We start from the raw sequence: 12,743 nt of genomic DNA, 5'->3' as shown, positions 1-12,743 counted from the left end.
CCGCAACCGTTTGTGCCTGATGCACCGCGTCGGCAGGTTTTGGGGCAGCTGCGCCGCCCAGCGGGAGCAAGCTCCCTCGCCACATGGGGTGCGGTGGTGGTTAGAAAACTGGGTTTACGCCAACCTCACGCGTGTCGATCCAGTTTCCAATGGAGCAAGGTGCTGCGGGCCGTTCCCCGAATTACAGTTAACCCCCTGTGGCGAGGGAGCTTGCTCCCGCTGGGCCGCGAAGCGGCCCCTGTGTGCCGCAACCGTTTGTGCCTGATGCACCGCGTCGGCAGGTTTTGGGGCGGCTGCGCCGCCCAGCGGGAGCAAGCTCCCTCGCCACAAAGGGGGCGGTGGTGGTTAGAAAACTGGGTTTACGCCAACCTCACGCGTGTCGATCCAGTTTCCAATGGAGCAAGGTGCTGCGGGCCGTTCCCCGAATTACAGTTAACCCCCTGTGGCGAGGGAGCTTGCTCCCGCTGGGCCGCGAAGCGGCCCCTGTGTGCCGCAACCGTTTGTGCCTGATGCACCGCGTCGGCAGGTTTTGGGGCAGCTGCGCCGCCCAGCGGGAGCAAGCTCCCTCGCCACATGGGGTGCGGTGGTGGTTAGAAAACTGGGTTTACGCCAACCTCACACGTGTCGATCCAGTTTCCAATAGAGCAAGGTGCTGCGGCCCGCTCCCCGAATTACAGATAACCCCCTGTGGCGAGGGAGCTTGCTCCCGCTGGGCCGCGAAGCGGCCCCTGTCTGCCGCAACCGTTTGTGCCTGATGCACCGCGTCGGCAGGTTTTGGGGCGGCTGCGCCGCCCAGCGGGAGCAAGCTCCCTCGCCACAAAGGGTGCTGGGTGAGATCATTAGTGCGTTACCGTCGGTCCCTGATGCCGGACCTACTAAGGAGGAGTGAACATGACATTGACCGTCGAAACCCTGCTCGAACTGGCCATGGCTAACCCCATCAACGCCGAAATCACCGCACGCTTGCCGGATCTCGGCGTAGACCAGTGCATGCTCACGGCCGGCTGCCTGTTCCAGGCGGTGTGGAATCACCAGTCGAATCTTCCCGCCGCTCAAGGCGTGAAGGACTACGACGTTTTCTACTTCGACACCGACCTGTCCTACGAGGCCGAGGACAGCGTCATCCGCGCGGCCGATCAGCTGTTTCAAGACTTGGGTGTCAACGTCGAGGTCAAGAATCAGGCACGGGTTCACCTCTGGTATGGCGAACGCTTCGGCCGCCCCTATCCGCAGTTGCACACGGCTAAACAAGGTGTTGATCGTTACCTGGTGGCGGGCACGTGCATCGGGCTGGAGATCGCAACGGGCCAGGTGTATGCGCCGTACGGGTTGGCGGATGTGGAGCAGGGCGTGCTGCGCATTAATCCTTATCACCGCGAGCCTGAGTTATTTGCAGCCAAGGCCAAGAGTTATCAGGCGCGCTGGCCGTGGCTGAAGATTGTGGCGCCAGATCCTGTGTGAACTTTTACCCACTCCCCGGGCGTCCTATCTTGAAATGAACCCTGACCGCTGACAACAGCCAAGGACAGCGCATGATCTTGCTTATTTTCCTCATCGCCTGCGGCGCCGCCGCCAGTACCGGCATCATTTTCAAACCGGGCCAGTGGTACGAAGCCCTGGTCAAGCCCGGCTTCACGCCGCCCAATTGGCTGTTTCCGGTCGCCTGGACGGTCATCTACCTGCTGCTCGCCTGGGCGGGCTATCGCTTGACCCTGATCCCCGGCAGCCAGTTGGCCCTGGGCCTGTGGGCAGCGCAGATCGCGTTGAACACGCTGTGGACGCCGGTGTTCTTCGGCGCGCATCGCATTTTTGCCGCGATGGTGGTGATCGTGCTGCTGTGGCTCGTGGTGGCGGCACTGGTGGTGATGGCGTTGCGGCTGGACTTGATTACCGGGTTGATCCTGTTTCCGTACCTGGCGTGGTTGAGTGTGGCGGCGGCGTTGAATGTCTCGATTTTGCGTAATAACCGCTGATGGCCCACACACCTTGGCCTGCCAGCGAGCCTGAGCTGGCGCAGATGCGCGCGTTCAATAAAAAGCTCGCCTGGCTGCCGCGCTTTAAAATCCGCAATCGCGTCACGCCGCGTGTCATCCAGGCACTGTTGCGCGTCAGTCAAACGCTCAAGAAAGCGCCTGTGGCCGAGACTCGGCGGGTGGGCGCAGTGCCTGTGCGCATCCTGCGGCCGGAAGGCCAGCCAACGGGCGTCGTGCTGGATATCCACGGTGGTGGCTGGGTGATCGGCAATGCGCAGATGGATGATGACCTTAACCTGGGCATGGTGCGGGCCTGTGACGTGGCGGTGGTGTCGGTGGATTATCGGCTGGCGCTCGACACGCCGATTGAAGGCCTGATGGAAGACTGTTTGGCGGCCGCGCGTTGGTTGCTCAGTGCGGATGAGTTTGCCGGTTTGCCAGTGATCGTCGTGGGGGAATCGGCCGGCGGGCATTTGGCGGCGGCGACGTTGCTGGCGCTCAAGCAATGGCCGGACTTGCTCAAGCGGGTGAGCGGGGCGGTGTTGTATTACGGCGTTTATGATTTGACCGGCACGCCGAGCGTGCGCGCAGCCGGGCCGGACACGTTGTTGCTGGATGGCCCAGGCATGGTCGAGGCATTGCGCATGCTCACGCCGGGTTTGAGTGATGAGGCGCGGCGGCAGCCACCGTTATCACCGTTGTATGGCGACTTTAGCGGGTTGCCGCCGGCGTTAATGTTCGTCGGGGCGCTGGACCCGCTTAAAGATGACACGCTGCAGATTGCTGAGCGATGGGGCGCGGTGGCCGAGGTGCAAGCCCACCTGCTACCGGAATCTGCCCATGGGTTTATTCATTTTCCGGTGGCGATGGCGCAGGCGGTGCTTAGGCATAGCCGAGCGTGGATCACGGCTCGCATCAAGGCGTCGTCAACCACAGTCGATGCGCTTGCTGGCTCACACCCTCAGTTGCTTCTCTCTCATCACACGGACGCCACCATGCGCGAATACACGCTGACCTACCTGTTCAACAACGAGCCCCGCACCCATGTGTTTGAGCTCAAACAGCCTGAACTGCCATTGCACGAGGCGGCGATGCACGTGCTGCAATTGCATTTCGGCGACGCGGAGAACGGGTTGATCCTGCCCGCGGCGGATGCGACACCCGAGGAGATTCTGGAACAGGCAGAGGTGGTGGGGATCACCCAGATCAAGGTTCTATGAGCCAACGGCCCATGCTCCAAGCGGTCACCGTCGCCGACATCCCTGACGTGTTGGCCTTTGTACTGCAGGCGCGTGCTGAGCTTTTCCCGAAGCTCAGCCAAAGCGAAATCCCGAACGATCTGGCGCAATTCGAGGCGATCTACCTTCACGGCGACGGGCAATTCCTGATCGCCCGTGCTGATGGCCAGATCGTTGCCGCCATCGGCTATTTACCCTACGACGGCCGCTTCCCCCAGTTGAATTACCAGGGCCTCAAAACGGTGGAGGTGGTGCGCCTGTTTGTGCTTCCAACGTTCCGCCGTTTTGGTTTGGCCGGTGAGTTGTACCGCGCATTGGAGGCGCAGGCGCAGGCGAATGGGGTGGAGGTGGTTTACCTGCATACCCATCCGTTTCTTGCCGGGGCGATTGATTTTTGGCTTCGGCAGGGGTTTGAGATTGTCGATATTGACGCCGATCCGGTGTGGCGCACCACCCATATGCAACGGCAGCTGCAGATCATTTGAGGCGTCAGCGTGCCAGCCGCTCCAGCACGCTGGGTTTCGATCAGGAAGGTGTGTTGGCCGTACGGTTACAGAGTGCAACGAGGCCCTGCTTGAGCAAAATGATTGAGCCTGCCAGCAACACAATATCTTTCACCAGAAACGACGTAGCGCCGCCCATTGCAGGAAAACCTCCTGCCGATGCTTCCCAGCCGCCAGGCGTCGTTATGATCAGCGTAACGGTGGTCAGGTAAGTGAGTACGGAGCCCATACTGGCAACCACCGAGACTCTCGGCATCCAGGCGCCGAGAGCCAGCCCAATACCAATCATCCACTCAACTGTACCCAAAAAGTAACTGGCGCCCTGAATACCAAAAACCGGATGCATCCAGGCCATGATTGGGCTGTTGGAGATGATTGGGATCAGCGCGTTCGCTTCATAGGGAAACCATTTTGAGTAGCCGAACAGAAAGAAAATCAACACCAGGGACCAACGCATGAAAGCGTACTCAAAATTGCCCTGGGTGAAACGGTAGTGATTTAACGCGTTCATGAGAGTCTTCCAAAGTGACAAAAGGGGTACTGCCCTTGAGTCGCTTCACTGAAAGACATTACAGGGCTCAGGAGTTTTTTTTCATGAACCGTATCTGGAGCACGCTAGATAAGGGCTTCTTCTCAGTTTGAGCGCAGCCGCAATATCTGCGCCCCATCAAACGGGTCCGTCAGGTAATGCGCCTGCACGCCGAACGTGTCCTGCAAGCGCTCAGGTGTCAGCACTTGCAGCGGCTTGCCCAGCGCCACCAACTGCCCGCGATCCAGCACCGCCAGGCGATCACAGGTCAACGCCTGATTAAGGTCATGCAGGGCGATCAAGGTGGTCACTGGCAACGCCTGCACGCCCTTCAAAATCGCCAGTTGATGCTGGATATCCAGGTGGTTGGTCGGCTCATCCAGCAACAGAATCTGCGGCCGTTGCGCCAGGGCGCGGGCGATGTGCACACGTTGGCGCTCGCCTCCCGAGAGGCTGCGCCAGGCGCGTTTACCCAAGTGGGTGGCGTCCACGTCGTGCAGCGCCTGGTTGACGATGGCGTCGTCCGCGCTGGACCACGGGCTCAGTGCCGACAACCACGGCGTGCGGCCCAACGCCACGGCGTCGAACACGCGGATGGCGTCGTCGGTGTCGGCTTGCTGCTCCACCACCGCCAACTGCCGTGCGATGGCCCGGCGCGACAGCTCGCCCAGGCGTTGGCCGCCCAGGCGCACTTCGCCGCTGCCCGGTGCGCGCAAACCGGCGAGCAGCTTGAGCAGGGTGGATTTGCCGGAGCCGTTCGGGCCGACGATGCCTAGGGTTTCGCCCAACTGCACTTCAAGGTGAATATCGCGCAGCAACTCGGCTTCGCGCACCTTGAAGCCCAGGCCCGTGCAACTCAGCACCGTCATCGCGCGTTCCTCCGGCCGATCAGGATCAACGCAAACACCGGTGCGCCCACCAATGCCGTGACCACCCCGACCGGAATCACCTGGCCCTTGATCAAGGTGCGCGACAGCACATCGGCGGCAATCAAAAACAGCGCGCCGCCCAAGGCACTGGCCGGCAGCAGCCGCGAATGCGCGGTGCCGACCAGCAGGCGTACGGCGTGGGGAATCACCAGCCCGACAAAGCCGATAGAGCCGACAATCGACACCATCACCGCCGTCACCAGTGCCGCGCAGCCCACCAGCACAAACTGCACGCGGCGCACCGGGATACCCAGCGACGCCGCCGAGTCGGTGCCAAAGGTAAACGCATCCAACGCGCGACGGTGCCAAAGGCACACCGCCAACCCTGCGACGGCCACCGGCACCGCCAGCCACACCGACGGCCAACGCACGCCGCTGAGGTTGCCCAGCAGCCAGAACATGATGCCGCGCGCCTGTTCGGAACTGGCCGACTTGGTGATCAGGAACGCGGTGAGCGCATTGAACAACTGCGAGCCGGCGATGCCCGCCAAGATGATCTGCCCGGTGCCGCTGGATGAGCCGCTGGCGCGCGCCAGCAAAATCACCAGCGCAAAGGCCGCCATGGCCCCGACAAACGCGCCTGCCGACAGCGAAATCAGCCCGCCGCCCACGCCGATCAATGCCACCAATACCGCGCCGGTCGAAGCGCCGGCGCTGATGCCCAGCAGGTAAGGGTCGGCTAACGGGTTACGCAACAACGACTGCAAAATCACCCCGCACGTGGCCAGCCCGGCACCGCACGCGGCGGCGACCAGGGCGCGGGTCAGGCGGTAGCTCCACACCACGCCTTCATCGATCGGGTCCAGCGCGTAACCGGCCGCCCACAGTTTGTTGGCGAGCACTTGCAACACCACCTGCGGCGCGATGGCGGTTTCGCCGATGGCCACGCCGGCGAGTACGGCGAGCAACAGCAGCGCCAGGGCGAGTAGGGCGCGCATCATTTAGGCAGGTCGTAGCCGTCGATGGCGCCGGCCAGTTGTTCCAGGCCATCGAACATGCGAATGCTGGCCTGCAGCGCCAGGGCGTCAATAATGATGATGCGGTTGTTCTTCACCGCGTCCATGTTGCGGGTCACCGGGTCGCTGCGCAGGAAGGCGAGTTTCTTTTCATGGTCGTCGGCCGGGTAGCGGCGGCGGTCCATGCGCGCGATCACCACGAAGGTCGGGTTGGCCTTGGCGATGGTTTCCCAGCCGACGGCGGGCCACTCTTCATTGGACTGCACCACGTTGTGCAGGCCCAGGGTTTGGAGCATGAATTGGGGAATGCCCTGGTGGCCGGCCACGTACGGGTCACTGGCCATCTCGGCGCTGGAGAACCACACCAATGCGCTGGCTTGCTTGAGGCCTTTGCCCTGTGCGGTGGCGACGGATTTGGTCAGGCGCGCCTTGAGTTCATCATTCAGTTGTTGGCCGCGCGCTTGCACGTCGAAGATCTCGGCCAGTTGGCTGATGCTCTTATAGATCGTGTCGATGCGAAACGGCTCCAGCCGCGTGCCGTCGGCGCCCACCAGGTTGTCCTTGCCTTCGCAATCGGAAGGCAGCAGGTAGGTGGGAATCTTCAGTTCGTGAAACTGCTCGCGCGTACCCACCACACCTTGCGGGCCCACCACCCATTCCAGCTCGGCGGCCACCAGTTGCGGGCGTTTGGCGATGACTGCTTCGAAGCTTGGTTCGTTATCGGCCAGGCGCTCGATGCTGTCGTTCTGCGCCTTGAACTGCGCCAGTACGCTGTTGAACCACAGCGAGGTGCCGACCACGGTGTCGCCCACACCCAAGGCGTAGAGCATCTCGGTGGCGGCCTGGCCGATGGTCACACTGCGCGCGGGCGCCTGCTCAAACGTCAGGGTGCTGGCGCAGTTTTGCACCGTCAGCGGGTAATGAGTCGGCGTGGCGTGGGCCAGGGCACAGAAGCCGAGGCCGGTGATCAGGGCGGTAACGCGTGGCAGCATGAGGCAGTCTCCGGGTGAACCGTACGTGAAACAGGGGAGGTACGGCTCGGAAACACACCCACGAACGCTGCAGGTCTTGCAGGGCACGGATGGCCTTCCCGGACACCCCGCCGGTGAGTGATGTTGCTTGGCCGGCAGGTCTCCTGACTGATGCGTCGTCGCCACGCTCCGGCCTTCCCGGGTAATGCCCAGTGGCGATGTGGAGCAGGCTCAGCACCTACAGTTGCGGGGGCAGTTTCGATTGGCGCAATGGGCCGCGCTTCGAATTCCCTATTAGTCCCGTTGGGGAACCGGCGCGGTATGGTAGTCGATCATGGCGGGCAGGGGGAGTTTGATCTGTCGGGTGTTTGCCACTGGCCGTCGTCAGCGCGCCGAAGGTGGTTGAGGGGATTTTGGCGTGTCGGATTCTGGGGGATGGCTATATGATGTCGCGCGGCGTTTCATCCAGCCTGGTTGGAATGCGCCGACCCAACGATAACCTCGGTTTTTCTCACACAGGGAGTACGCAATGAACACCGACCAATGGATTGCCTTGTACGCGCGGGCCTTTCGCGAAATGGGCGAGAAACTCGAGCAGGTCTTGCAATTGAACAGTTGCCGCGAACACTGGATTCAGGCCGAAATCAGCGTGCACGCCTGGTTCAACGATAAAATTGAAATCTGGACGGACTTGCCGATCGGCGAGCGGCGCAAAGCCGACCTGTATGCCCTGGATGACACCGGTTCAACGACGATGGTCGCTGAAATCAAATGCCTGGGCGATATATCCCAAGCCAAGTGCCTGGAAGGTGACTGGTCGGTAAGGGCCGATGTTGATCGGTTGCGCAACTTCGAATGCCCGACCCGATTGTTTGTGCTGGTGATTGCCAAAGGCGAGCGCGAGACCAACACCGGGCGGCGCCTGCGTGAAGATGAGTGGGTGGATGGGCGCGAATGCGTGAGTGTGGACCTGGGGTTTGCAATGATCAGGATGTGGGCGCTTTGATCGAGCGAGGTACGCAGGCGGCGACAAATGTTTCGCCTTGGGTAAGCGCATTTGCCCCGTTGTGTGCCGCGGGGTTCTATCCATACCGATAGGGTGTACCATCAATCTCTGTTCATCAGATATTAGTCAGACATGCCCACGCTTAGCGAAGAGAGCCGCCGGATCGTAGCTTCTCTGGCGCACCGTGTTGGTCCGCAGGCTGATAATGCAAGCATTACCGAGGCGATTGTTTCGATTTTGCAGGATATGGGCGCAGCACTGGCGCCCATTATCGGCCAGCAGGGCGTTGCCGCGCTGTACCGCCGCAGCTTCCATCTGTGCGTCTCGACCCATCCACGCCTGGCTGCCACCTTCGACAGTGTGCCGGCCGCGATGGACCTGATTGCCCTCAAATCCGCACTCGTCGAGCACAACGAAACCGATGCGCTGTTTTTCGGTGAGGTGCTGCTGGCTACCCTCTACGAACTTCTGACCACGCTGATCGGGCCTTCACTCACCGCACGTCTGCTGGTTGACGTGTGGCAGCCTTCTTCGAGCGACACCTCTTCGCAGGAAATTTCGCCATGAGCACCAAAGTGACTATCAACCGTCTGGCCACCGGTGTGCCAGGACTGGACGAGGTCCTGGGCGGAGGCCTGCCGGAGTTTTCGTTCAACCTGATCGCCGGCCCTCCAGGCTGTGGCAAAACCACCCTCGCGCACCAGATGATGTTCGCCCTGGCCACGCCCGAGCGTCCCGCGCTGTTCTTTACCGTGCTCGGTGAGCCGCCACTGAAGATGCTGCGCTACCAGCAGCAATTCGATTTTTTCGACAACGAAGCAATCAATCAGTCGATTCGTTATATCAACCTGGCCGATGACACCCTGGCCGGGGACCTGGACGAGGTGTTGCGGCGCATCGTCAGCGAGGTCGAAGCGCATTCGCCGTCGCTGGTGTTTGTCGACTCCTTCCGCTCCGTGGTGCTGGCCAGCCAGACCCAGCACAACCCGAACAACAACCTGCCGCAGTTTATCCAGCAGTTGGGCATGTTGATGACCACGTGGCAGGCCACGACCTTCCTGATCGGCGAATACTTCACCGAAACCGACACGAATCCGATTTTCACCGTGGCCGATGGCCTGATCTGGCTGCGCCAAAGCGTCGAGCGCAATTCGATGGTGCGCAAGGTGGAAATCATGAAGATGCGCGGCCAACCGACCTTGCCGGGGCTGCACACCTTTCGGATTGCCGCCTCGGGGATCAAGGTGTTCCCGCCGGCTGCCCTCAGTCGTTCGGTTGAGGCGCCGCCGACGTTCCCGATCACGCGCCTGAAAATGGGCGTGCCGGCACTCGATGAGATGCTCGGCGGCGGCCTGCCTCGCGGCTATTCGCTGCTGGTGGCCGGGCCGTCGGGTTCGGGCAAGAGCATCCTGGCGGCGACCTTCCTGGCGGAAGGCGCGCGCAATGGTGAAACCGGGGTGATTGCGGTGTTCGAACAACGGCCCAACCATTCACAGAACCCCAAGCTGGCCGAGTTGATCAAGAACGGGCAGGTGGGGCTGGTGGACAGCCGCGCGCCGGACCTGTCCATCGATGAAATCGTGCAATTGCTGCTTGGCGAGATCAGCCGTTTGAACGCCACCCGCGTGGTGATCGATTCGCTGTCGGGCTTTGAGCTGGCATTGGCGCCCACCTTCCGCGCAGACTTTCGTGAATCGCTGTCGCGCATGGTCAGCGCGCTGACCGGTGCCGGGGTCAGCGTATTGATGACCTCCGAGCTGGAAGACCGTTACACCGACCTGCGTTTCAGCCCTTACGGCACGGCGTTTCTGACTGACGCGATCATCGTGCAGCGTTACATCGAAGTAGAGAGCCGTTTATTGCGCATCATGGCGGTGGTCAAGGTGCGCGCCAGTGCTCACTCCGATCAGCTGCGCCAGTACCACATTGACGATAACGGCCTGCAGGTTCTCGACATGTTGCCGCAACAGGAAGGCCTGCTGGGCGGTCGGCCAACCCAGCGGGTTTTAGCGGGAGACAAGCATGTGTGAGCTTGGCTCATGAGCGAAACCGGCGGCAAGAATGGAAGTGAGCTGACCACGGCCGCTCACGAGCTGTTCCTGCTTGGGCAAAAAACCGTTGAGGCGCGTGCCGTGCTTGCCGCGCTGCAACAGCAACTGAGTGACGTCAGCAGCCGTCTGGTGGATAGCCAGCAGGTCGAGCAGGTGATCGAGGCCAATCAGCAACTGGTCCTGGCCATTCTTCTCGCGCAATCAGACGCCGCAAGCCCGCCGCGCCTGGAAGAGCAACGCTTGTACCAGGAGCTGCGTGAGGCGAACGCGCAACTGGTGATCGCGGCACTCAGTGCTCAGGACCTGCAGGCGACGGCCGAGCGCGCGCTGGGCCAGCAAAAAAGCATCCTGGCGATGGTGGCGCATGAGCTGCGCAACCCATTAACGCCGATCAGCATGATCGCCGAGCGCATGGTTCGCCTGCCGAGCGACCAGTTGCCGCGCATGCGTGAGCTGATCGAAGGCCAGGTGCAGCATATTTCGCACTTGGTAGACGACTTGCTGGACGTGTCGCGCGTGAGCACGGGCAAGCTGCGCATCGAGCGACGTGATGTCGACATGCTGCAGATCCTCAGAAGCGCCATTGATGCGTGCGGCCCGGTGATGCGCGCGAAAAAGCAGCAATTCGATGCCCATCTTCCGGACGGCAGCTTGATGCTCAGTGGTGACGCGGGGCGTCTTGCGCAAATTCTGCATAACCTGCTGGCCAACGCGGCCAAGTACACGCCGGTTGGCGGCCGGATAGTGCTGTCTGTCACCGCGGCGGACGCGCTGACCATCAGCATTTGGGACAACGGCATCGGCGTTTCGGCCAAGGCGCTGCCGCTGATCTTTGACCCTTATGTGCAGGACGAACACGCCATCGGCTTCAACGGTTCGGGGTTGGGAATCGGGCTGACGGTGGTGCGCGAACTGGTTGAAGCGCATGGCGGTAAAGTTACCGCCATGAGTGAAGGCATGGGCAAGGGCAGTGAGTTTGTGGTGACGTTGCCCTTGTTGAATGCTTGATAGCCTTGGCTAGCGCCATCCTTGTGGCAAGCGGGCGTGTTGTGGCAAGCCCGTTCGCCACAGGGACCTTGTCAGTCCCAAGCTTACTTGCGATCCAGCCACACCGTCTGCGCATTGCAGAATTCGCGCACACCAAAGTGCGACAACTCGCGCCCAAACCCGCTTTTCTTAATACCGCCAAACGCCACCCGAGGGTCGGACACGCTGAAGGCGTTGACGAAGATCCCGCCGGTTTCCAACTGGTCGGCAATATCCCGTGCCTTGGCCGAGTCGGTGGTGAAGATACTGGCGGTCAAGCCGAACTCGCTGTCGTTGGCCAGGGCCACGGCGTGGTCGGCGTCGCGAGCCGTAATGATCGAGGCCACCGGGCCGAACAGTTCCTGTTTGAACGAGGTCATCTGGTCAGTGACGTTGGCCAGCACGGTCGGCGCGTAGTAGTTGCCGGCGCCGGGTACTTTATTGCCGCCCAGCAGCAGGGTCGCGCCTTCTTCCAGCGTGGCCTGGACCTGGCCGTGCAGCTCGTCGCGCAGGTCGAAGCGGGCCATCGGGCCGACGTAGGTGGTGGTCGAGGTCGGGTCGCCCATCACCAACGCGCGGCTGGCTTCGAGGAATTTGGCGGTAAAGGCTTCCACCACGCCGGCTTCGATAATCAGGCGCTTGGCGGCAGCGCATACCTGGCCGCTGTTCTGGAAGCGCCCGATCACAGCGGCTTGCACGGCGGCATCGAGGTCGGCGTCGTTGAGCACGATAAACGGGTCGGAGCCGCCCAGTTCCAACACGCACTTTTTCAGCGCGGCACCGGCTTGGGAGCCGATGGCGATGCCGGCGCGTACGCTGCCGGTGAGGGTGACGGCGGCGATGCGCGGGTCAGCGATGGCTTTGGAGACGCCGTCGTTTGTCACGTTGACCACTTCAAAAATACCTTCGGCGAAACCGGCTTTCTGAAACGCTTGCTGCATCAGGTAGGCGCTGCCCATCACGTTGGGTGCATGTTTGAGCACATAGGTATTACCGGCCAGCAAGGTCGGCACTGCACCGCGTAGCACTTGCCATACCGGGAAGTTCCACGGCATTACGGCGAAGATCGGCCCCAGCGGGCGGTATTCGATCTGGGCGCTGCCGTTGTCCACCTGCGTTGGCTCCGGGGCGAGCATGGCTGGGCCGTGGGCGGCGTACCATTCGCTGAGTTGTGCGCATTTTTCGATTTCGGCACGCGCCTGGGCGATGGGCTTGCCCATTTCCAGGGTAATCATCTGCGCCATGTCTTCGGCTTGGTCGCGCAGGGCATCGGCCAGGGCCAGCAGCAATTGGGCGCGCTGGCTGACCGGCTGGCGCCGCCAGGTGCGGAAGGCGGCGGTGGCGCGGTTGAGGGCTGCGTCCAACTGCGCCTCGGTTTCGTAAGGGTAGCTGCCGACCGTTTCGCCATTGGCGGGGTTGATCGACAAGGCGTGAGTTTGATGAGTCATAGCGTTCATGGCACCGTCCGGCTGAATGAGTGGAATGCATTCAGCCTACGGGGCTGTATGTTTTCTGGAAACTGAATAATATTAAGCAATACATTCTCAAATGGAGAATGATT

13 protein-coding genes, 1 pseudogene and 1 riboswitch are annotated in these 12,743 nt (G+C 61.7%); of the genes and pseudogenes, 9 read left to right on the top strand and 5 right to left on the bottom strand.

Features of this window, described 5'->3' with window-relative positions; all coding sequences use genetic code 11:
• Nucleotides 1-891: 891 nt before the first annotated feature.
• The 5 genes and pseudogenes from ACA065_RS20685 to ACA065_RS20665 all read left to right on the top strand — a co-directional run bounded on the left by ACA065_RS20685 (nt 892) and on the right by ACA065_RS20665 (nt 3,696).
• The gene (locus ACA065_RS20685; protein ID WP_497691288.1) at nt 892-1,461 is read left to right on the top strand and encodes a nucleotidyltransferase family protein; all 570 of its coding nucleotides are present in this window, start codon (nt 892-894) and stop codon (nt 1,459-1,461) included.
• 71 nt (nt 1,462-1,532) lie between these two features.
• A complete protein-coding gene (gene tspO, locus ACA065_RS20680) occupies nt 1,533-1,973 on the top strand; it encodes a tryptophan-rich sensory protein TspO (RefSeq protein WP_497691287.1) in 441 nt (146 codons plus the stop codon).
• Nucleotides 1,973-2,890, top strand: a pseudogene (locus tag ACA065_RS20675) (alpha/beta hydrolase); the annotation flags it as partial. The gene tspO and the pseudogene ACA065_RS20675, both read left to right, overlap by 1 nt.
• A gap of 78 nt (nt 2,891-2,968) precedes the next feature.
• Nucleotides 2,969-3,193, top strand: a complete 225-nt coding sequence (locus ACA065_RS20670) for a hypothetical protein (RefSeq protein WP_497695391.1) — start codon at nt 2,969-2,971, stop codon at nt 3,191-3,193.
• 11 nt (nt 3,194-3,204) lie between these two features.
• Entirely contained in the window at nt 3,205-3,696 is a 492-nt protein-coding gene (locus ACA065_RS20665; RefSeq protein WP_497691286.1) for a GNAT family N-acetyltransferase, read from the top strand.
• A gap of 40 nt (nt 3,697-3,736) precedes the next feature.
• On the opposite strand, the gene ACA065_RS20660 is transcribed toward ACA065_RS20665, so the two are convergent.
• The 4 genes from ACA065_RS20660 to ACA065_RS20645 form a co-directional block, all read right to left on the bottom strand.
• Nucleotides 3,737-4,225, bottom strand: coding sequence for a YkgB family protein (locus tag ACA065_RS20660; RefSeq protein ID WP_497691285.1), 489 nt, complete (start codon nt 4,223-4,225; stop codon nt 3,737-3,739).
• Nucleotides 4,226-4,347: 122 nt separating this feature from the next.
• Complete coding sequence (locus ACA065_RS20655) at nt 4,348-5,112, bottom strand: ABC transporter ATP-binding protein (RefSeq protein ID WP_497691284.1); 765 nt, start codon at nt 5,110-5,112, stop codon at nt 4,348-4,350.
• A complete protein-coding gene (locus ACA065_RS20650; protein WP_497691283.1) occupies nt 5,109-6,113 on the bottom strand; it encodes a FecCD family ABC transporter permease in 1,005 nt (334 codons plus the stop codon). Before ACA065_RS20650 ends, ACA065_RS20655 begins: the two co-directional genes overlap by 4 nt.
• Entirely contained in the window at nt 6,110-7,120 is a 1,011-nt protein-coding gene (locus ACA065_RS20645) for an ABC transporter substrate-binding protein (protein ID WP_497691282.1), read from the bottom strand. The genes ACA065_RS20650 and ACA065_RS20645 overlap by 4 nt, the downstream gene beginning before the upstream one ends.
• A 116-nt stretch (nt 7,121-7,236) precedes the next feature.
• Nucleotides 7,237-7,430: riboswitch (cobalamin riboswitch) on the bottom strand.
• Nucleotides 7,431-7,628: 198 nt separating this feature from the next.
• Between ACA065_RS20645 and ACA065_RS20640 the strand changes: the two genes are divergently transcribed.
• The 4 genes from ACA065_RS20640 to ACA065_RS20625 all read left to right on the top strand — a co-directional run bounded on the left by ACA065_RS20640 (nt 7,629) and on the right by ACA065_RS20625 (nt 11,164).
• Entirely contained in the window at nt 7,629-8,105 is a 477-nt protein-coding gene (locus ACA065_RS20640) for a hypothetical protein (RefSeq protein ID WP_497691281.1), read from the top strand.
• Nucleotides 8,106-8,237: 132 nt separating this feature from the next.
• Nucleotides 8,238-8,672 carry a hypothetical protein gene (locus ACA065_RS20635; protein ID WP_497691280.1) on the top strand — a complete coding sequence of 145 codons (435 nt, stop codon included), beginning with the start codon at nt 8,238-8,240 and terminating at the stop codon, nt 8,670-8,672.
• Nucleotides 8,669-10,135, top strand: a complete 1,467-nt coding sequence (locus ACA065_RS20630; RefSeq protein ID WP_497691279.1) for an ATPase domain-containing protein — start codon at nt 8,669-8,671, stop codon at nt 10,133-10,135. The genes ACA065_RS20635 and ACA065_RS20630 overlap by 4 nt, the downstream gene beginning before the upstream one ends.
• Nucleotides 10,136-10,144: 9 nt before the next feature.
• Entirely contained in the window at nt 10,145-11,164 is a 1,020-nt protein-coding gene (locus ACA065_RS20625) for a sensor histidine kinase (RefSeq protein WP_497691278.1), read from the top strand.
• Nucleotides 11,165-11,247: 83 nt separating this feature from the next.
• Here the strand turns inward: ACA065_RS20625 and ACA065_RS20620 are convergent, their stop codons facing one another.
• Complete coding sequence (locus tag ACA065_RS20620) at nt 11,248-12,639, bottom strand: aldehyde dehydrogenase family protein (protein ID WP_497691277.1); 1,392 nt, start codon at nt 12,637-12,639, stop codon at nt 11,248-11,250.
• Nucleotides 12,640-12,743: the final 104 nt, after the last annotated feature.

This window comes from Pseudomonas sp. LBUM1640 (assembly GCF_059716225.1).
The sequence above is the reverse complement of the archived record's forward strand: the minus strand, read 5'-3'. Positions and strand labels throughout refer to the sequence as shown.

What these genes read in the sequence shown, in the direction of transcription:
- ACA065_RS20685 (WP_497691288.1), top strand. Translation starts at nt 892, where the DNA reads ATGACATTGACCGTCGAAACCCTGCTCGAACTGGCCATGGCTAACCCC.
- tspO (WP_497691287.1), top strand. Translation starts at nt 1,533, where the DNA reads ATGATCTTGCTTATTTTCCTCATCGCCTGCGGCGCCGCCGCCAGTACC.
- ACA065_RS20670 (WP_497695391.1), top strand. Translation starts at nt 2,969, where the DNA reads ATGCGCGAATACACGCTGACCTACCTGTTCAACAACGAGCCCCGCACC.
- ACA065_RS20665 (WP_497691286.1), top strand. Translation starts at nt 3,205, where the DNA reads ATGCTCCAAGCGGTCACCGTCGCCGACATCCCTGACGTGTTGGCCTTT.
- ACA065_RS20660 (WP_497691285.1), bottom strand. Translation starts at nt 4,225, where the DNA reads ATGAACGCGTTAAATCACTACCGTTTCACCCAGGGCAATTTTGAGTAC.
- ACA065_RS20655 (WP_497691284.1), bottom strand. Translation starts at nt 5,112, where the DNA reads ATGACGGTGCTGAGTTGCACGGGCCTGGGCTTCAAGGTGCGCGAAGCC.
- ACA065_RS20650 (WP_497691283.1), bottom strand. Translation starts at nt 6,113, where the DNA reads ATGATGCGCGCCCTACTCGCCCTGGCGCTGCTGTTGCTCGCCGTACTC.
- ACA065_RS20645 (WP_497691282.1), bottom strand. Translation starts at nt 7,120, where the DNA reads ATGCTGCCACGCGTTACCGCCCTGATCACCGGCCTCGGCTTCTGTGCC.
- ACA065_RS20640 (WP_497691281.1), top strand. Translation starts at nt 7,629, where the DNA reads ATGAACACCGACCAATGGATTGCCTTGTACGCGCGGGCCTTTCGCGAA.
- ACA065_RS20635 (WP_497691280.1), top strand. Translation starts at nt 8,238, where the DNA reads ATGCCCACGCTTAGCGAAGAGAGCCGCCGGATCGTAGCTTCTCTGGCG.
- ACA065_RS20630 (WP_497691279.1), top strand. Translation starts at nt 8,669, where the DNA reads ATGAGCACCAAAGTGACTATCAACCGTCTGGCCACCGGTGTGCCAGGA.
- ACA065_RS20625 (WP_497691278.1), top strand. Translation starts at nt 10,145, where the DNA reads ATGAGCGAAACCGGCGGCAAGAATGGAAGTGAGCTGACCACGGCCGCT.
- ACA065_RS20620 (WP_497691277.1), bottom strand. Translation starts at nt 12,639, where the DNA reads ATGAACGCTATGACTCATCAAACTCACGCCTTGTCGATCAACCCCGCC.